The following is a 17,828-nucleotide window of genomic DNA, read 5'->3' as shown; positions in this document are numbered from 1 at the left end:
GGGTCAGCGGGCGGACGGGCGCGGGCGAGGGCGCGGCGCGGCCGCCGGCGTCGCCTGCGGAGCCGCCGACCCGGGCGCCGTCGAGCCGGAGGCCGTGGATCCGGAGGCCGGGGATCCCGAGACAGGGTTCTTCACGACCTGGGCCGGCGGCGGGTCGATGGCCCTGGGCGGTTCCTGCGCCCCGCGCTCGGCCCGGTCCGCGTCGCGGGCCTGATCGTCCTGACCCATGCCCATGATCTCGGTCTTGAAGATGCGCAACGAGCGCCCGAGCGAGCGAGTCATGTCCGGCAGCTGCTTCCAGCCGAAGAACAGCACCAGCGCGATGACCGCCAGGACCACGAGGTGTCCGGGGGTGAACAGCTCCATCGTGCCTGACCTCCTGTAACCGGGTGGGTGCATTGCTCACCCAAAGCGTACGCCCTAGGGCACGCCGGCCGAGATGAACGGCGTGAGTATGCGGGCCAGCGCCGGGCCGACGCGGGCGTGCACCAGGGTGCCCCCGCCGGTGTGCTCGGTCGTCAGGATCTCCGCCCGCTCGTGCAGCCGCGCCACGAGATCCCCCCGGGTGTAGGGCAGCAGGACGGTCAGCTCGATGTCCGGGTGGGGCAGGCCGGCGTCGATGCGCGCCCGCAGCTCGTCGAGCCCCTGCCCGGTACGCGCGGAGACGAACACAGCGTCCGGCGCGAGGTGCCGCAGGCGCAGGACGGTCTCCGGGATGGCGGCGTCGGCCTTGTTGAAGACCAGCTGCTCCGGGACGTCAAGAGCGTCGACGTCGGCCAGCACCTCGCGCACCGCCCGGATCTGGGCCTCGGGGTCGGCGTCGGAGGCGTCCACGACGTGCAGGATGAGGTCGGCGTCGGCGACCTCCTCCAACGTCGAGCGGAACGCCTCGACGAGCTGGGTCGGCAGGTGGCGCACGAACCCGACCGTGTCGGCCAGGGTGTACACCCGCCCGTCGTCGGTCTCGGCGCGGCGCACGGTCGGGTCGAGCGTGGCGAACAGCGCGTTCTCGACCAGCACGCCGGCATCGGTGAGCCGGTTGAGCAACGAGGACTTGCCGGCGTTGGTGTAGCCGGCGAGCACGACGCTCGGGATGCTGCGGGTCTCGCGCCGGCTGCGCTTGACGTCGCGGGCCGTCTTCATGCCCGCGATCTCCTTCTTCAGCTTGGCGACGCGGGAGTTGATGCGCCGACGGTCCATCTCGATCTTGGTCTCACCGGGGCCGCGCCCGCCGATGCCGACACCGTTGGCGGCGCGCCCGCCGACCTGGCGTGACAGGGACTCTCCCCAACCACGCAGGCGCGGCAGCATGTACTGCATCTGGGCGAGCTCGACCTGCGCCTTGCCCTCGCGGGAGCGGGCGTGCTGGGCGAAGATGTCAAGGATCAGGGCGGTGCGGTCGACGACCTTGACCTTGGTGACGTCCTCGAGCTGACGCAGCTGGCCGGGCGCGAGCTCGCCGTCGCAGATGACCGTGTCGGCGCCCTCGGCCACCACGATGTCGCGCAGTTCCTTGGCCTTGCCCGAGCCGATGTAGGTGGCCGGGTCGGGCTTGTCGCGGCGCTGGATGAGCCCGTCCATGACCTGCGAGCCCGCGGTCTCGGCCAGGCGGGCCAGCTCCGCCAGTGAGTTCTCGGCCTCGGTGAGGGTGCCGGTGGTCCACACACCCACCAGGACGACGCGCTCGAGGCGCAGTTGCCGGTACTCGACCTCGGTGACGTCCTGCAGCTCGGTCGAGAGGCCGGCCACGCGGCGCAGGGCCTGGCGTTCCTCGACCGCGCTGGTGGTGTCCCACGCGGCGTCCGTGGTGTCCCACTCGGCGTCCGTGGTGTCCCACTCGGCGTCCGTGGTGTCCCACGCGGGAGAGCCGGCCGACTCGGCGGGCAGATCGGTATCAGTCATCGTGCTGTCCATGGTGGCACGCGCGGCGGCGCCTGCCGAGCGTGTTTCGGCGGGTCGGGTCGCAGGGCGGGTCAGGCGGACCCGGCCGCCGCCCGCAGCCACGCGTCGTCGACCTCGACGTCGGCGACCAGCACCGCAGGGCCAGTCAGCAGCAGCTCGCCGTCGGGCTGCCAGACCACCTCACAGGTCCCGCCCGGGACGTCGACGCGCCAGGGCAGGCCGTCACGCTCGAGACCGTCGTCGGCAGCGGCGGCCGCGACCGCGGCGCAGATGCCGGTGCCGCAGGACCGGGTCTCGCCCGAGCCGCGCTCGTGCACGCGAAGGCGGAGGTGCCGCTCGCCCAGGCGTACGACGAACTCGACGTTCTGCCCGTGCGGCAGCGGCGGTTCGACGGACGGCGGGCCGGTGAGGTCGAGCCCGGCCAGGGTGTCGAGGTCCGCGACGTCGACCACCACGTGGGGGTTGGGAACCTCGAGGACGCGCCCCGGGGCCCGCACGGGGCGCCCGGAGTGTGAGGCGGCGGTGGCGATCGGCCGGTCGGCAAGGAGCCGGGGCAGGCCCATGTACACAGTGACGTCTCCGTCTCCGCTGGCCCGCACACGTCGGATCCCGCCGCGAGTCGCCACCGCCGCACTGTGTCCAACGAGCGACTCGCGCTGGAGATACCGTGCAAAAACCCGCATTCCGTTTCCGCACATCTCGGCGAGGCTGCCGTCGGCGTTGCGGTAGTCCATGAAGAACGGCGCGTCGTCGGCGAAGCCCTTGGATTCCGGGTCGTTCTCGCTGCGGACGACGCGCAGGATGCCGTCCGCACCGAGACCGGAGCGACGGTCGCAGAGCGCGCGGATGGCTCCGGCTGTGAGCGACACCTCACCGTCCAGGTCGGGCAGGAGCAGGAAGTCGTTCTCCGTCCCGTGGCCCTTGACGAGGTGCATACGGCTCAGGATACGGACCGCACGGCAGCCAGAGCCGTGTCCGTCAGGTCGGGGGCGGCGCCGTCGAGCCAGTGCACCCGCAGGTCGCGCCGGAACCAGCGGCGCTGGCGGCGCACGAAGCGCAAGGTCCCCCGGACCGTCTGGGCCACGGCGTCGTCGAAGTCGCCGACGACGGCCCCGTCGTCGTCGACCACGGCCAGCAGCTGCTGGTAGCCCAGCGCCTTCCCGGCGGTGGGGCTGGCGCGCAGCCCCAGCGGCAGCAGCGCGCGGATCTCGTCGAGCAGGCCGTGGGCGATCATCCGCTGCACCCGCAGTTTCACCCGGTCGTCGAGATCGGTGCGGTCCAGGCCGAGCTGCACGGTGTCGTAGATCGAGTCGAAGCCCGGCATCCGGGCCATGAACGGCCTCCCGGTGACCTCGATGACCTCGAGCGCGCGGGCGATGCGCCGCCCGTTGGTGGGCAGGATCGCCGCCGCGGCCACCGGGTCGAGCTCGGCGAGCCGCGCGTGCAGCGCCTCGGGCCCGATCTCGTCCAGCGCTGCATACAGCCCGGCCCGGACCGCCGGGTTCTCGCCGGGGAACTCGAGGTCGTCCAGCGCGCCGCGCAGGTACAACCCGGAACCGCCCACCAGGACCGGCAGCCGCCCGCGGCCGTGGATCTCCGCGATCGTGGCGCGGGCGCGGGTCTGGTACTCGGCGACCGCCGCGGACTTGGCCAGGGGCCAGACGTCCAGCAGGTGGTGCGGGACGCCGCCGCGTTCGTCGGGCGGCAGCTTGGCGGTGCCGACGTCCATGCCCTCGTAGAGCTGCATCGAGTCGGCGTTGACGATCTCGCCGCCGAGGCGCTGCGCCAGGGCGACCGCGAGATCGGACTTGCCGGTGGCCGTCGGGCCGACGACCGCCAGCACCCGGATGTGCCGCTGCGGCTCAGCCAACGATCCGCGCCGTCCAGGACGCGCCTTCAGGCATCTCGAGGTGCGCGGTTCGCACGCTGGACCTGTCCAACAGCCACGACGCAACGAAATAGCCGACTCCATACGGTGCCCCGTCGTAGAGCAGCTCGGCCTCCCATTCCACAGGCTCGACCGTCCAGGACAGCTCGTCCCAGACCGCCAGCCCGCTGATCAGCAGCTCGTCGTCGTCGTCGATCAGGCTGCGGTGCAGGCGCCATCCTTTGCCGGCGCCGAGTGTCTCGGCAATCCAGGCATCGACCCGTCCGGCCCGCTCGTCGAGATAGCCCGGTGCCTTGAGACTGCGTCGCGCACTGCCGTCGCCCAGCACGAGCACGCCGACGTCGTCACCATGTCGCTCCTCCCAATCGGTAGGGAGCGCGGCTGGGTCACCGACCGAGTGGCCGACGGCGCCGGAGCCCGGGCCCAATGCGTCGCGCAGCAGCCATGCCCCGACGGTCAGCGACGGCGGCAGCTCCGTCGGCCCCGGCTCGTCCGAGCCCAGGGACACCTCGAGGTCGAGCCCGAACCCGGCGAACGAGCCGCGCGAGGAGGGCTCGAAAGACGCGTTCCGCTCTCCCCCACCGAGCACGACGAGCTGCCGTCCAGGGGCGGCGAGACGACGGATCGCGGTGCGGCACGCAGCCCGCAGCTCCTCGAGCTCCGGCGCCGCACCCCGGGCGAGATCCGGCACGAGGACCGGCGCCTGCGGGCAGAACGCGACGGCCGAGGTCATGTGCGCGAGGTTAGTCGGGGCGGTCGTCGCGGCGCCCGTCCGTGCTGGCCCACGGCCCGATCGTGTTCAATGCTCAGTCATGGAGTGGGGACGGATCGACGAGGACGGCACCGTCTACGTCCGCACGGCAGACGGCGAGCGGGCGATCGGGTCCTGGCAGGCCGGCGACCACGCCGCCGGGCTCGCGTTCTACACGCGCCGCTACGAGGACCTGGCCACCGAGGTGACGCTGCTCGAGAAACGCCTCGAGTCCGGCGCCGGCGACCCGGCCGGCACGCGCAAGCAGGCCGTGACCCTGAAGGAGTCGCTGGCGGGCGTCGCGGCGATCGGGGACCTGGACGCGCTCGCGACCCGACTCGACGCCATCAGCGGCGCGGCCGACGAGAAGGCCGGCGAGGCCGCCGCGGCCAAGCAGCAGGCGCGCGCCGACGCCATCGCGGCCAAGGAGAGCCTGGTCGCGGAGGCCGAGAAGATCGCCGAGTCCGCGACGTCGTGGAAGAGCTCCGGCGACCGGCTGCGGACGATCGTCGACGAATGGCGCCAGATCAAGGGCGTCGACCGCCGCACCGACGACGCGCTGTGGAAGCGGTTCGCCGCCGCCCGCGACGCGTTCGGTCGCCGTCGTGGCCAGCACTTCGCCCAGCTCGACGCCGAACGCGGCACCGTCAAGCAGGTCAAGGAGCGGCTCATTGCGCGGGCCGAGGAGCTGTCCGGGTCGTCCGACTGGCGCGACACCGGCAACGCGATGCGAGACCTCATGACGGAGTGGAAGGCGGCCGGTCGGGCCGGGCGCGACGTCGAGGACGGCCTGTGGGCCCGCTTCCGCGCCGCGCAGGACGCGTTCTTCGCCCGCCGGTCGGAGGTGTTCGCGGAGCGCGACGCCGAGCAGGTCGCCAACCAGGCCAAGAAGGAAGAGCTCATCGCGGCCGCGGAGGCGATCGACGTCGCGAACCCCAAGGCGGCCCAGAGCGCGCTGCGCGACGTCCAATCGCGTTACGACGAGATCGGCCACGTCCCGCGCGACGCCATGCGCCGCCTCGACGACCGCATGCGCGCCGCGGAGCAGCGCGTACGCGACGCCGTCGACGCCGAATGGCGCCAGGCGAGCGTCGAGTCGAACCCGTTCCTCGCGGCCATGAAGGACCGCCTCGCCGAGGCGGAGGCCAAGTTGGAGCGCGCGCTGAAGGCGGGCGACCAGGCGCGCATCGCACGGGCCGAGGCCGAGGTGGCCGAGCGCCGCGCGCTCCTTCCCGACTGAGATCGCGTTCCGGAGACCCCGCGACGACCTCGTTGATCCAATGGGACGAACGTCCCGAATCGCCCTATGCTCGGGCGATGGTGATGAGGCCCTCGACGATGCGCAATCCGCTCACCACGCCGACCGCCCCGCGTGATGTGGTCGAGGCGTTCCTGGACGCGCTGGCCGACTCGGATCTCGAGCGCGCGGGCGAGCTGATCGCCGAGGACATCGACTACATCAACGTGGGCCTGCCGGCCATACGAGGGCGCGAGAAGGTGCTCCGTGCGCTGTCGGTGATGGATCGCCCGTCGGCGTCGTTCGAGGTCTACCTGCACGCGATCTCGGCGAACGGGCCGACCGTGCTCACGGAGCGCACCGACGTGCTGAGCCTCGGCCGGTTCCGTTCGCAGTTCTGGGTGTCCGGCCGCTTCGACGTCACGGACGGGCTCATCACGCTGTGGCGCGACTCGTTCGACTACCTCGACCTGCTGCGGTCCGCGGTGCGCGGGCTGGCCGGGCTCGCCGTGCCGTCGCTGCGCCCGACCCCGCCCACAGGATCGGACGCACCGGGCCGGCCCAAGCACCACTGACCGCCGCGACGCCTCTTCCGAGTTGTCCGCGCTCAGTCGCGCCCGAACCCGTCCGGGCGCGGACAACTCAGGACGCGGGCAGCAGTTGTCCGCGCCTCAGGACGCGGGGCGGGCGCCGATGGTCAGCAACGCAGGCCTGCCGTTCGCCGGCGTGGACGGTCCGGCGGCAGGCTCCCCCGCGCCCCGCCAGCGACGGTGCTCGCGCACGCCCGCATCGGCGACCAGGTGGTGCGGGGCGGCGTAGGTGACGGTCGAGACGACGACGTCGCCGGGCCGCACCGTCCCGGGGTCGGCGGCGACGTGCACCAGACGCCCGTCGCGGGCCCGGCCCGACACCCGCCCGGTCGTCCCGTCCTTGCGCCCGTCGGTGGCGTTGACCAGCACCTCGACCTCGCGGCCGACCAGGGCGCGCGCCTCGTCGGCCGCGATCTGCTCCTGCACCGCGATCAGCCGCTCGTACCGCTCCTGCACCACGTCCTTCGGCACCTGGTCGAGCATCGTGGCGGCGGGCGTGCCCGGGCGCGGCGAGTACTGGAATGTGAACGCGTTCGCGAACCGGGCCGCGCGCACCGTGTCGAGGGTGCGGGCGAAGTCGTCCTCGGTCTCGCCGGGGAAGCCGACGATGATGTCGGTGCTGATCGCCGCGTCCGGCATCGCGGCCCGGACGCGGTCGATGATGGCGAGGTAGCGCTCCTGCCGGTAGGAGCGGCGCATGGCCTTCAGGACCCGGTCCGACCCGGACTGCAGCGGCATGTGCAGCTGCGGCATGACGTTGGCCGTCGCAGCCATGGCCTCGATGACGTCGTCGGTGAAGTCGCGCGGATGCGGGCTGGTGAACCGGACACGCTCGAGACCGTCGATGTCGCCGCAGGCGCGCAGCAACCGCCCGAAGGCCAGCCGGTCGCCGAACGAACGTCCGTAGGAGTTGACGTTCTGTCCGAGCAGGGTGACCTCGACGACGCCGCCGTCGACCAGGGCGCGGATCTCGGCGAGCACGTCGTCCGGACGCCGGTCGGTCTCGGCGCCGCGCAGGCTCGGCACGATGCAGAACGTGCACGTGTTGTCGCAGCCCACGCTGACCGACACCCAGGCGCTGAACGGCGACTCGCGCCGGGTGGGCAGGTCGGACGGGAAGTTCTGCAGCGCGTCGACGATCTCGACCTCGGCCTGCCGGTTGTGCCGGGCCCGTTCGAGCAGGACCGGGAGCGCGGCGAGGTTGTGCGTGCCGAACACGACGTCGACCCACGGCGCCTTCTCCACGATGCGGCCGCGGTCCTTCTGGGCCAGGCAACCGCCGACCGCGATCTGCATGTCCGGGTTCGCGGCCTTCGCGGGATACAGGTGGCCCAGGTTGCCGTAGAGGCGGTTGTCGGCGTTCTCGCGGACCGCGCAGGTGTTGAACACGACCAGGTCGGCCGCGGCGCCGTCGGCGGCGTGCCGCTGGTAACCGGCCTGCTCGAGCAGGCCGGACAGCCGCTCGGAGTCGTGGACGTTCATCTGGCACCCGTAGGTGCGGATCTCATAGGTGCGCGCGCTCATGACGCTCTGGAGAATACGTGCCTGCTCACGGTGTACTGACACCCATGACCACACCGGAGCAGGTCGTCCTGCGCACGATGCAGGACGGCGACGACGACGTCGTGTACCGCTGTCAGACGGATCTGGACGCCTGGGAGCAGCGCTCGCCCGCCCCGCCCAGGCCCGTGACACGCGAGCAGTGGCAGGCCCGGCAGGCCGCGCGGGCCGCCGACGCCCAGGAGGCGGAGTTCGTGGTGGAGGCCGCGGGCCGACCGGTCGGCCGGTGCGCGATCGTGAACGTCGACCCGCTGGCACGGCACGCCGAGATCTCGATCTCGCTGGTCGAGGAGGCCCGTGGACGCGGGATCGGCACGGCGGCCGTGGCGCAGCTGGTGGCGTTCGGGTTCGAGCGCTGGAACCTGCACCGCCTGCACCTGGTGGTGCTGGCGTCCAACGAGCCGGCCCGCCGCGCCTACCTCAAGGCCGGGTTCGTCGAGGAGGGTCGCCTGCGCGAACACGCGTGGATCCGGGGCCACTACGACGACGAGCTGCGGATGGGCCTGCTGTGCGCGGACTGGCTGGCCGCGCGTGGGTGACGGTGCCGGCGTGGGCCTCGGTGTACGCGGTCAGTGAGCGATCTCGGTGCTGCGGGACTCCCGCACCACCGTGACGCGGATCTGGCCGGGGTAGGTCAGCTCGTCCTCGATCTGCTTGGCGATGTCGCGGGCCAGCACGGACGCAGCGAGGTCGTCGACCTCGGTCGGTGCGACCATGACCCGCACCTCCCGCCCGGCCTGCATGGCGAAGACCTTGTCGACGCCGTCGTGGGCGGCGCCGATCTCCTCGATGCGGGCGAGCCGCTTGACGTAGGCCTCGACGGACTCCCGCCGGGCACCCGGCCGGGCCGCCGAACACGTGTCCGCGGCCTGGGTCAGGACGGCCTCGACCGTGCGGGGCTGCACCTCGTTGTGGTGGGCCTCGACGGCGTGGGCGACGGCCTCGTCCTCGCCGTACTTGCGCAGCAGCTGCGCCCCGACGATGGCGTGGCTGCCCTCGACCTCGTGCGTGAGCGCCTTGCCGATGTCGTGCAGGAACGCCGAGCGCTTGACCAGCACCGGTTCGACGCCGAGCTCGGCCGCCATGACCCCGGCGACGTGGGCGGTCTCGACGAGGTGGGCGAGGACGTTCTGGCCGTAGCTCGTGCGGTACTTCAGGCGACCGAGGTAGGGCATGAGCCGTTCGTCGATCGCGCCGACGCCGACGTCGGCCACCGCGTCCCGGGCCGCGCGCAGGCACAGCTCCTCGACCTCGGCCTGGGACTGCTCGTAGGCCTCCTCGATGCGGTGCGGGTGGATCCGCCCGTCCTGGACGAGCTTGTCGAGGGTGAGCCGCGCGGTCTCGCGGCGGACCGGATCGAAGCAGGACAGCAGCACCGCCTCGGGTGTGTCGTCGATGATGACGTTGACGCCGGTGACGGACTCGAAGGCGCGGATGTTGCGGCCCTCGCGGCCGATGATCCGGCCCTTCATCTCCTCGGCCGGCAGGTGCAGTACGCTCACCACCGCCTCGGCGGTCTGCGCGCTCGCCACCCGCTGGACGGCCTCGACCACGATGCGACGGGCACGTTCGGTGCCCTCGGCCCGGGCCTCGCCCTCGATCGACCGCACCAGCGTGGCCGCGTCGCGGCGTGAGGTGGCCTCCACCGCGGCCAGCAGTTCGGCGCGGGCGTCCTCGGCACTCAGCCCGGCGACCCGCTCGAGCTCACGCTCGACGGCTCGGGCCTCCGCCTGCACGGCCTGACGTTGGGCGTCGAGGCCGGCGGCCTGGCTGTCCAGGTCGGCCTTGGTGGCGGCGAGGTCGGCACCGTGGCGCTGCAGCGCCTCGGCCCGCTCGTGCAACCGGGTCTCCTGCGCGTCCAGCCGTGCCTCGACGTCGTCGAGGCGGCTCATGCGTGCGGCGAGGGCGGCCTGCGCCCTGGTCAGCTCGGCGGTGCGGTTCTCGGTGTCGTCGGCCGCGTCCCGGCGGGCCTGCGCGCGCAGCTCCGCGACCTGTTCGCGCGCGGCGGTGAGGATGCCCTGGGCCTCGGCGCGGGCGGCGGTGGCCTCGAGGCGGGCCGCGTCGGCCTGGGTCCGGGCGGCATCGGCCTGGGCCCGTGCGGCGTCGGCGTCGACGCGGGCGGCCTCGCGGAGTTGCTCGGCCTCGGTACGGGCGGCCTCGCGGAGCTGGTCGGTGTCCCGTTCGGCGTCGGCTCGCCGCTGGTCGAGGTCGGCGGTCTCGGCGGCATGTCCGGAGGCGGCGACGTCGGCTTCGGCGCGGGGAGCCACGGACCCGTCGGGGTCGGCCGGCCCGTGTCGCCCGGCCGGTGCCGCGCCGCGCCGTGCGTGCAGCCGGAGGAACACCAGGCCGAGGACGAAGGCGGCGCCGATCGCTGCGTACCAGACCCCGTGCATGCGTGCCTCCTGACCTGTGGACGCCCATGCGGACGTCGAAGACCAGGACCCGCGGAACACGGGTTCGCCGACGGCTCAGCGACGGCGGGTACGTGCAGTGGTAGGGCACGGCCGACGCGGCCGAAACCCCTGGCGGCAGCTCCTTCGGACTGGGTGCGGACAGATGCGTCTATCGAAGCGTCGATGCTCCGGTGCTCGCCGGACAGGCTGTCCAGCGGGCTGTATGTGTTCGGGCGTTACTCCTGGTGTCCACGACATTATGAACGTGAGGCAACCAAAGCAAGTGGCCCCGCCGTGCGGCCGCGTCCTCGGTCCCGGGCCCGAGCCGGTCAGATACCGCCGGAATCCTCACCCAGGTCCTCGGCGCCGGCGTCGGCGAGCTCGGTCCGCACGATCTCGAAGGCCATCCCCGAGGGATAGCCCTTGCGTGCCAACAGGCCGACCAACCGGCGGGTCTGCACCGGGATCGGCAGCCCGGACAGGGCCCGGCGCCGCCGCGCCACGAGCTCGTGGCCCCGGCGGCGTTCGTCGTCGCTGTCGATGCCGGTCAGCGCCTCGGCGACCACCTCGTCGTCGAGGCCGCGCTGGCGCAGCTTGGCGGCGACCGCACGACGCGCCAACCCGCGCTCTCGGTGCACCGCGCCGGCCAGTGTGCTGGCCAGAGCGGTGTCGTCGATCAGCCCCACCTCGGCGAACCGGTCGAGCACCCGCCCGGCCGCGTCGTCGGGGACGCCCCGTTTGACCAGCGCCGAGGCCAGCTCGACACGGCTGCGGGCCCGCTGATCGAGCATCCGGAGACACACGGTCCGGGCCACGGCCTCGGGATCACCCGGCGCCTGGTCGTCCTCGGGACTGGCCGGGGTGGCAGGACGTGCCCGACCCACGATTAGAAGTCGACCGGTGCCGGCAACGGCTCGATGCCCGCGACCTCACCGTCGACGCGAGCGCCGATGCCGAGCTTCTCCTTGATCCGCTTCTCGATCTCGTCGGCGAGGTCGGGGTTGTCGCGCAGGAAGTTGCGGACGTTCTCCTTGCCCTGGCCGAGTTGGTCGGACTCGTAGGTGTACCAGGCACCGGACTTCTTGATCAGGCCCTGCTCGACACCGACGTCGATGAGCGAGCCCTCCCGGCTGATGCCCTCGCCGTAGACGATGTCGAACTCGGCCTGCTTGAACGGCGGAGCCACCTTGTTCTTGACCACCTTGCACCGGGTGCGGTTGCCGACCGCGTCACCGCCGTCCTTGAGCGTCTCGATGCGACGCACGTCGAGGCGGACCGAGGCGTAGAACTTCAGGGCCTTGCCACCGGTGGTGGTCTCCGGGCTGCCGAACATGACGCCGATCTTCTCGCGCAGCTGGTTGATGAAGATTGCCGTGGTGCCCGAGTTGTTCAGGGCACCGGTGACCTTGCGCAGGGCCTGGCTCATGAGCCGGGCCTGCAGGCCGACGTGGCTGTCACCCATCTCGCCCTCGATCTCGGCGCGGGGCACCAGGGCGGCCACCGAGTCGACGACGATGATGTCGAGCGCACCCGAACGGATCAGCATGTCCATGATCTCGAGGGCCTGCTCACCGGTGTCGGGCTGGCTGACCAGCAGGGAGTCGGTGTCGACCCCCAGCGCGCGGGCGTAGTCGGGGTCCAGAGCGTGCTCGGCGTCGATGAACGCCGCCACGCCGCCCGCGGCCTGGGCGTTGGCCACCGCGTGCAGGGCGACCGTGGTCTTGCCCGAGGACTCGGGGCCGTAGATCTCGACCACCCGGCCGCGTGGGAGCCCGCCGATACCCAGCGCGACGTCGAGGGCGATCGACCCGGTGGGGATGACCTCGATGGGCGCGGCCACCCGGTCGCCGAGGCGCATGACCGCGCCCTTGCCGTGCTGCTTGTCGATCTGGGCCAGCGCGACGTCGAGCGCCTTGTCGCGGTCGAAGCTCGTTGCCATGGCGGCACCCCTCAGTTCAGGACGTTCAGTGGTCGGACGGTCGTGTGCTGTGCTGCGGACGACGCTAGAGCCGGGTACCGACAGAACTGCGGCACGGCGCGGATCTGTGGATGAATCGCGTCGTTCCCGTGCCGGCTGTGGACAACGACGTCCGCGCCTACCAACACGGTAGACGAACACGTGTTCGACAGCGACGATCCCGTCCGCGTGTCGCGCCGAATGTCCGTCGACCCGCGGCCTACCCGGTCAGCGCAGCTGGGCCGGCATCTCGAACTCGGCGCAGACGGCCTGCCAGACCTGCTTGGCCTCGACCCCCGCCGCCAGCGCGTCGTCGATGGTCGCGCCCAGCACGGGCAACCGGTAGTCGGCCGCCAGACTCGCGGCGTAGCCCGCCCCGAAGCGCTCGTCCATCCGTCGCCAGAACTCCGTCAACCGCACGCCGACCACAGTAGGCAGCCATGGGCGGTGACCGAAACCGGTGGCCGGGCCTGACACGATGCCGGGGTGGACGGCCCCGATTCCTGGTACACGATGCCCGTCCTGCAGGGCGGCCGGATCCGGCTGGAACCGCTCGCCGTCGAGCACGCGTCCGGGTACCTCGACGCCGGGCAGGACGACGAGGACGTCTTCCGCTGGCTGAACACGCCCGGCTCGACGACGGGGGCTCCGCGCGGGCTCGCCGACGCGACGAAGGACATCGTCGCGGCACTGGCCGCCCGCGCGCACGGCGAGCGCCTGGCCTACGCGCAGATCGACGTCGCGAGCGGCCGGTTCGCCGGCACCACGTCCTGCTACGACGTGGCGCCCGCGTCCCGGTCGCTGGCCATCGGCCACACCTGGCTCGGCCGACAGTGGTGGCGCACCGGGCACAACACCGAGTCCAAGCTGCTGCTGCTCACCCACGCCTTCGACACGCTGGGAGCGGCCCGCGTGGTGTGGCACACCGACATCCACAACGAGCGCTCGCAGGCGGCGATCGCCGGGCTGGGTGCCCTGCGTGAGGGCGAGCTGCGCAAGCACAAGATCCGCCGTGACGGCTCGTGGCGGACCACGGTGCAGTACTCGATGACCGACGACGACTGGCCCGCCGCGCGGGACCGGCTGGCGGCCCGGCTCGATCGCGGGTAGACCGCACCCATGCAGCTGCCGGTCGCCCGCGCCCGTGTCGGGACGTCGGGTTGGCTGTACCCGCCGTGGCGCGGCGTGTTCTATCCCAAGGGCCTGCCGCACCGTCGCGAGCTGGAGTACCTGAGCAGCCGGCTGTCCACCGTCGAGATCAACGGCACGTTCTACAGCCTGCAACGGCCCGATTCGTTCCGCCGGTGGCACGACGAGACGCCGGACGGGTTCACGTTCGCCGTCAAGGGGCCGCGCTTCGTCACCCACATGAAGAAGCTCGCCGACGTGGACGTCCCGCTCGCCAACTTCTTCGCCTCGGGCGTGCTGGCGCTCCGGGCCAAGACCGGCCCGCTGCTGTGGCAGCTCCCGCCGACGCTGGGGTTCGACGCGGCCCGGCTCGCCGCGTTCTTCGCCCGGCTCCCCCGCTCCACCGACGAAGCGGCGTGGTTGGCCCGTCACCACGACGACCGGATGACCGGTCGGGCCCTCGTGACCAGCGACGCCGACCGGCCGCTGCGTCACGCACTGGAGGTCCGGCACGCGTCGTTCGCCACGCCCGCCTTCGTCGACCTGCTGCGCGAGCACGCGGTCAGCCTGGTGGTGGCCGACACCGCCGGACGGTGGCCGCGGATGTTCGACGTGACCGCCGACCTGGTCTACGTGCGGCTGCACGGCGACGTCGAGCTGTACACGAGCGGCTACACCGAGTCCGCGTTGGACGAGTGGGCGCAGCGGATCCGTGGCTGGCTGGCCGACGGGCACGACGTGCAGGTGCACTTCGACAACGACGTCAAGGTGCACGCGCCGTTCGACGCGCTCGCGATGACGCAGCGCCTGGCCTGATCAGTCCTCGGCCGGCGCGTTGTTCATGTTCTCGCCGATGAGGTCCATGACGCTGGAGTCGGTCAGGGTGGTGACGTCGCCGAGCTCCTTGTGGTCGGCGACGTCGCGCAGCAGGCGTCGCATGATCTTGCCGGAACGCGTCTTGGGCAACTCCTGCACGACCATGATCTGCCTGGGCTTGGCGATGGCGCCGATCTCCTTGGCCACGTGGTTGCGCAGGTCCTTGACCAGCTGCTCGCCCTCGGCCGCCTCGGTGACGTGCCCGCGCAGGATGACGAAGGCGACGATGCCCTGCCCCGTGGTGGGGTCGATGGCGCCCACGACGGCCGCCTCCGCGACCGACGGGTGCGACACCAGCGCCGACTCGACCTCGGTCGTGGAGATGCGGTGCCCGGAGACGTTCATGACGTCGTCGACGCGGCCGAGCAGCCAGAGGTCTCCGTCGTCGTCGAGCTTGGCCCCGTCGCCGGCGAAGTAGAACCCCTGCGCCGAGAACTTGTCCCAATAGGTCTCGCGGAACCGGTCCGGGTCGCCCCAGATGCCGCGGGCCATCGCCGGCCACGGCTCGGTCAGCACCAGCAGGCCGCCGTTGCCGTTGCCGACCGGGTTGCCGTCGTTGTCGACGACCTCGGCGCCGACGCCGGGCAGCGGCTTGGTCGCCGAACCCGGCTTGGTCTCCGTGACCCCGGGCAGCGGGCTGATCATCATGGCGCCGGTCTCGGTCTGCCACCACGTGTCGACGACCGGCACGCGGTCACCGCCCAGGTTCTTGCGGTACCAGACCCACGCCTCGGGGTTGATCGGTTCACCGACCGAGCCGAGCAGCCGCAACGACGACAGGTCGTGGGCGGCCGGAATGTCCTCGCCCCACTTCATGAACGTGCGGATGGTGGTGGGTGCGGTGTAGAGCAGCGTGATCCGGTACTTCTCGATCATCTGGAACCACCGGTGCTCGTCCGGGGTGTTGGGGGTGCCCTCGTACATGAACGAGGTCGCGCGGTTGGCCAGCGGCCCGTACACGATGTAGGAGTGGCCGGTGATCCAGCCGATGTCCGCGCCGCACCAGTACACGTCGGTGTCGGGTTTGAGGTCGAACACCTCGTGGTGGGTCCACGCCGCCTGCGCCAAGTACCCGCCCGAGGTGTGCAGGATGCCCTTCGGCTTGCCGGTGGTGCCGGAGGTGTACATGACGAACAGCGGGTGCTCGGCGTCGAGGAACTCGCACTCGTGCTCGGCGGACGCCGTCGTCACGCTCTCGTGCCACCACACGTCACGCCCGTCGTGCCACTCGACGTCCTGGCCCGTGCGCCGGACCACCAGGACCGAGCGCACGTCAGGGCACTTCTCCAGGGCCTCGTCGACCACGGTCTTCAGCCCCGACGCGGCCCCGCGGCGGTACCCGCCGTCGGCCGTGACGACGACGCGCGCGTCGCAGTCGATGATCCGGTCGGACAGTGCTGAGGAGGAGAAGCCGCCGAACACGACGGTGTGCGGGGCGCCGAGGCGCGCGCATGCCAGCATGGCCACGACCGTCTCGGGGATCATCGGCATGTAGATGGCCACCCGGTCGCCGGTCTGCACGCCGAGGTCGACCAGCGTGTTCGCCGCGCGGCACACCTCGTCCAGGAGCTCGGCGTAGGTGACCGTGCGGGTGTCGCCGTCCGGTTCGCCCTCCCACCGGATCGCGACCTGGTCACCGTGGCCGTCGGCGACGTGGCGGTCGACGCAGTTGTAGGCCACGTTCAGCCGGCCGCCGACGAACCACTTCGCGAACGGGGCCTCGGACCAGTCCAGCACCTCGTCCCAGTGCCGGTCCCACGACAGCCGCTCGGCGGTCTCGGCCCAGAAGGCCAGCCGGTCGGCGTCGGCTCGCTCGTAGGCGTCGGCCTTCACGTTCGCGGCGGCCGCGAACTCCGGGGACGGGGCGAAGCGGCGATCCTCGTGGGCCAGGTTGGACAGTGTCTCGCTCATGTCCCGAACTCAGCTTCGTCCGACGAGCGGCACCACGGGCAGCACGGTCTTGCGGAAGGTGGAGTTGGTGACGACGGCGAAGGAGCCGTAGAACGCCAGCGCCGCGGTCACCAGGCCGAGGTAACCGCCCGTCTTGGTCATGCCGGTCGTCGCGCCGTAGGCACCGATGCACAGGAACAGGAACGTCAACGTCAGGGCGAGGAACACCGCGGCGATGGCGGCCGTCGTCCGCAGGGAGGCGATGAACATGTACGCGGTGAAGATCGTCCACACGAGGAGGAACGTGCCGACCGCATGGTTGATGTCGGTGGGCGAGGCCTTGGCGGCGACCAGGGCCGGAACCCCGTGCGTGACGAGGTACCAGAACGACAGCCAGAAGGCGCCGAAGGAGACGAACGCCGTGGCACCGAAGGTGTTGCCCTTCGTGAACTCCCACAACCCGGCGAGCAGCTGCGCGATGCCGCCGTAGAAGATCGCGAGCCCGAAGACGCCCGCCTCGACGGTCTCGGGCAGCAGGCCGGCGTTGACCGCCGACAGGAACAGCGTGGTGCCGGCGAAGCCGGCGAGGCCCAACGGGCCGGGGTCGGCGATGTGCGCGCCGAAACCGGCGGCCGCCGGCGCAGTGCGGGAAGCGGTGGGGTCGTTCTGGTGCGCAGGCATGGCAGCTCCTCGTTCACGTCACCGGTGGGCACGTCCTCCGGCGTTGGCCTGACGGTGCACGCAAATCGGACAGGTGGCAAGGGCGACATGCGGTCAGGGTTGGACGGGCACCCCGAGGCCGAGAACGTTGAACCAGTAGTCCGACCCCCGGGCGAAGGCGGTCAGGGTCAACTCCCCGGGATCGGTGACGCGCCATGTCTCCAGCGTCGAGCGCACGATGCTGCTGACCCGGTCGGCGCCCTGCATCGTGGGAGCGAACGAGTCCTCGCTGGCACAGTCGCCGTCCGACCGCCGTTCGACCGCACTGACCGACGACGAGAAGTACCCCTGGACGAACGCCGACGGGTCGGCGACCCGGGCGATGATCCACGTCGGTTCACCCAGCAGCGTCGGGACCGTCACGGCCGCGCGCTGCAGGTCGCGGAACAGCCACGGGAGCTCGCCCAGCACCGCGCCGATGTCGTCTGCGACCTGGGCACCGCTGAGGTACACCCGGTCCGGGAGCAGTTCGCCGCGCACCGCGCGCCACCGGTAGGGGGCGCTGTCGAGTCCGCCCCACTCGAAGGCCCGGTTCTCCTCGTCCTCGACCCACGGCATCGGCTCGAGCCGCACCGTCAGCGGATGGCCGGACACCTCGACGCGCACGGTGTCGGCGTACCAGCGCAGGGTCGGGCCGTCGACCACCGAGGGCGGAGCACCGAGCAGGTCGACGGCGTCCTGGAGTCGCCCGTCGAGCTCGGTGAACCGCAGCGCGGCGACCTCGACACCCTGGGCTCGTGCCTGCTCGTCGGTCTCCTCGCGCAGCACGCCCCGGATCCCGGCGACCTCGAGATGGCGCACCGTCTCGCCGTCGTCGACCTCCACGCCCGAGCGCCAGCCGCGACGGGCGGCCTCGCCGAGCAGGGTGTCCAGGCGCCAGTCGGGCGGGTGGAGATCACGCAGCGCGCGCAGGAGGTCGGCCAGGGCGCCCACGAC

The 17,828-nt window shown here is 71.9% G+C and carries 18 protein-coding genes; 5 read left to right on the top strand and 13 right to left on the bottom strand.

Going from position 1 to position 17,828, the window contains the following annotated elements:
• Positions 1 to 3 precede the first annotated feature (3 nt).
• From ACFFCA_RS15615 to ACFFCA_RS15595, 5 genes are all read right to left on the bottom strand, one after another.
• A complete protein-coding gene (locus ACFFCA_RS15615; RefSeq protein ID WP_375486398.1) occupies positions 4 to 366 on the bottom strand; it encodes a twin-arginine translocase TatA/TatE family subunit in 363 nt (120 codons plus the stop codon).
• Positions 367 to 420: 54 nt separating this feature from the next.
• The gene (gene hflX / locus ACFFCA_RS15610; protein WP_375486397.1) at positions 421 to 1,902 is read right to left on the bottom strand and encodes a GTPase HflX; all 1,482 of its coding nucleotides are present in this window, start codon (positions 1,900 to 1,902) and stop codon (positions 421 to 423) included.
• Between the two features lie 71 nt (positions 1,903 to 1,973).
• Positions 1,974 to 2,849: a diaminopimelate epimerase gene (gene dapF, locus ACFFCA_RS15605; RefSeq protein ID WP_375486404.1), complete on the bottom strand. Its 876-nt coding sequence runs from the start codon at positions 2,847 to 2,849 to the stop codon at positions 1,974 to 1,976.
• Positions 2,843 to 3,772 (bottom strand): tRNA (adenosine(37)-N6)-dimethylallyltransferase MiaA, encoded by a 930-nt coding sequence (gene miaA / locus ACFFCA_RS15600; RefSeq protein WP_375486395.1) that lies wholly within the window; start codon positions 3,770 to 3,772, stop codon positions 2,843 to 2,845. Before miaA ends, dapF begins: the two co-directional genes overlap by 7 nt.
• A complete protein-coding gene (locus tag ACFFCA_RS15595) occupies positions 3,765 to 4,523 on the bottom strand; it encodes a hypothetical protein (RefSeq protein ID WP_375486393.1) in 759 nt (252 codons plus the stop codon). Before ACFFCA_RS15595 ends, miaA begins: the two co-directional genes overlap by 8 nt.
• 79 nt (positions 4,524 to 4,602) lie before the next feature.
• On the opposite strand from ACFFCA_RS15595, the gene ACFFCA_RS15590 reads away from it, so the two are divergent.
• Both ACFFCA_RS15590 and ACFFCA_RS15585 read left to right on the top strand, forming a co-directional pair.
• Entirely contained in the window at positions 4,603 to 5,781 is a 1,179-nt protein-coding gene (locus ACFFCA_RS15590) for a DUF349 domain-containing protein (protein ID WP_375486391.1), read from the top strand.
• 77 nt (positions 5,782 to 5,858) lie between these two features.
• On the top strand, positions 5,859 to 6,353 hold the full coding sequence (locus ACFFCA_RS15585) for a limonene-1,2-epoxide hydrolase family protein (protein ID WP_375486389.1): 495 nt from the start codon (positions 5,859 to 5,861) through the stop codon (positions 6,351 to 6,353).
• Positions 6,354 to 6,449: 96 nt separating this feature from the next.
• Here ACFFCA_RS15585 and miaB read toward each other — a convergent pair whose 3' ends face one another.
• Positions 6,450 to 7,892, bottom strand: coding sequence for a tRNA (N6-isopentenyl adenosine(37)-C2)-methylthiotransferase MiaB (gene miaB / locus ACFFCA_RS15580; RefSeq protein ID WP_375486387.1), 1,443 nt, complete (start codon positions 7,890 to 7,892; stop codon positions 6,450 to 6,452).
• Between the two features lie 44 nt (positions 7,893 to 7,936).
• Here miaB and ACFFCA_RS15575 point away from each other — a divergent pair, with 44 nt between their 5' ends.
• On the top strand, positions 7,937 to 8,467 hold the full coding sequence (locus ACFFCA_RS15575; protein WP_375486385.1) for a GNAT family N-acetyltransferase: 531 nt from the start codon (positions 7,937 to 7,939) through the stop codon (positions 8,465 to 8,467).
• 30 nt (positions 8,468 to 8,497) lie between these two features.
• Here ACFFCA_RS15575 and rny read toward each other — a convergent pair whose 3' ends face one another.
• The 4 genes from rny to ACFFCA_RS15555 form a co-directional block, all read right to left on the bottom strand.
• Positions 8,498 to 10,321 carry a ribonuclease Y gene (rny, locus tag ACFFCA_RS15570; RefSeq protein WP_375486383.1) on the bottom strand — a complete coding sequence of 608 codons (1,824 nt, stop codon included), beginning with the start codon at positions 10,319 to 10,321 and terminating at the stop codon, positions 8,498 to 8,500.
• 329 nt (positions 10,322 to 10,650) lie between these two features.
• A complete protein-coding gene (locus ACFFCA_RS15565) occupies positions 10,651 to 11,124 on the bottom strand; it encodes a regulatory protein RecX (RefSeq protein WP_375486402.1) in 474 nt (157 codons plus the stop codon).
• A gap of 83 nt (positions 11,125 to 11,207) precedes the next feature.
• On the bottom strand, positions 11,208 to 12,260 hold the full coding sequence (recA, locus tag ACFFCA_RS15560) for a recombinase RecA (RefSeq protein ID WP_375486381.1): 1,053 nt from the start codon (positions 12,258 to 12,260) through the stop codon (positions 11,208 to 11,210).
• A gap of 246 nt (positions 12,261 to 12,506) precedes the next feature.
• Positions 12,507 to 12,698: a DUF3046 domain-containing protein gene (locus ACFFCA_RS15555; protein ID WP_375486379.1), complete on the bottom strand. Its 192-nt coding sequence runs from the start codon at positions 12,696 to 12,698 to the stop codon at positions 12,507 to 12,509.
• A 66-nt stretch (positions 12,699 to 12,764) separates the two neighbouring features.
• Between ACFFCA_RS15555 and ACFFCA_RS15550 the strand changes: the two genes are divergently transcribed.
• Both ACFFCA_RS15550 and ACFFCA_RS15545 read left to right on the top strand, forming a co-directional pair.
• Positions 12,765 to 13,388 carry a GNAT family N-acetyltransferase gene (locus ACFFCA_RS15550; RefSeq protein ID WP_375486377.1) on the top strand — a complete coding sequence of 208 codons (624 nt, stop codon included), beginning with the start codon at positions 12,765 to 12,767 and terminating at the stop codon, positions 13,386 to 13,388.
• Between the two features lie 9 nt (positions 13,389 to 13,397).
• On the top strand, positions 13,398 to 14,222 hold the full coding sequence (locus ACFFCA_RS15545) for a DUF72 domain-containing protein (protein WP_375486375.1): 825 nt from the start codon (positions 13,398 to 13,400) through the stop codon (positions 14,220 to 14,222).
• On the opposite strand, the gene acs is transcribed toward ACFFCA_RS15545, so the two are convergent.
• From acs to ACFFCA_RS15530, 3 genes are all read right to left on the bottom strand, one after another.
• Complete coding sequence (gene acs, locus ACFFCA_RS15540) at positions 14,223 to 16,193, bottom strand: acetate--CoA ligase (RefSeq protein WP_375486373.1); 1,971 nt, start codon at positions 16,191 to 16,193, stop codon at positions 14,223 to 14,225.
• A 9-nt stretch (positions 16,194 to 16,202) separates the two neighbouring features.
• Positions 16,203 to 16,853, bottom strand: coding sequence for an acetate uptake transporter (locus ACFFCA_RS15535; RefSeq protein WP_375486372.1), 651 nt, complete (start codon positions 16,851 to 16,853; stop codon positions 16,203 to 16,205).
• Positions 16,854 to 16,946: 93 nt separating this feature from the next.
• Positions 16,947 to 17,825, bottom strand: coding sequence for a hypothetical protein (locus ACFFCA_RS15530; RefSeq protein WP_375486370.1), 879 nt, complete (start codon positions 17,823 to 17,825; stop codon positions 16,947 to 16,949).
• Between the last annotated feature and the right edge of the window lie 3 nt (positions 17,826 to 17,828).

The organism is uncultured Jatrophihabitans sp. (genome assembly GCF_964252635.1).
GTDB lineage: Bacteria > Actinomycetota > Actinomycetes > Mycobacteriales > Jatrophihabitantaceae > Jatrophihabitans.
Note: the sequence above shows the minus strand (reverse complement) of the source record. Positions and strands in the feature narration are given on the sequence as shown.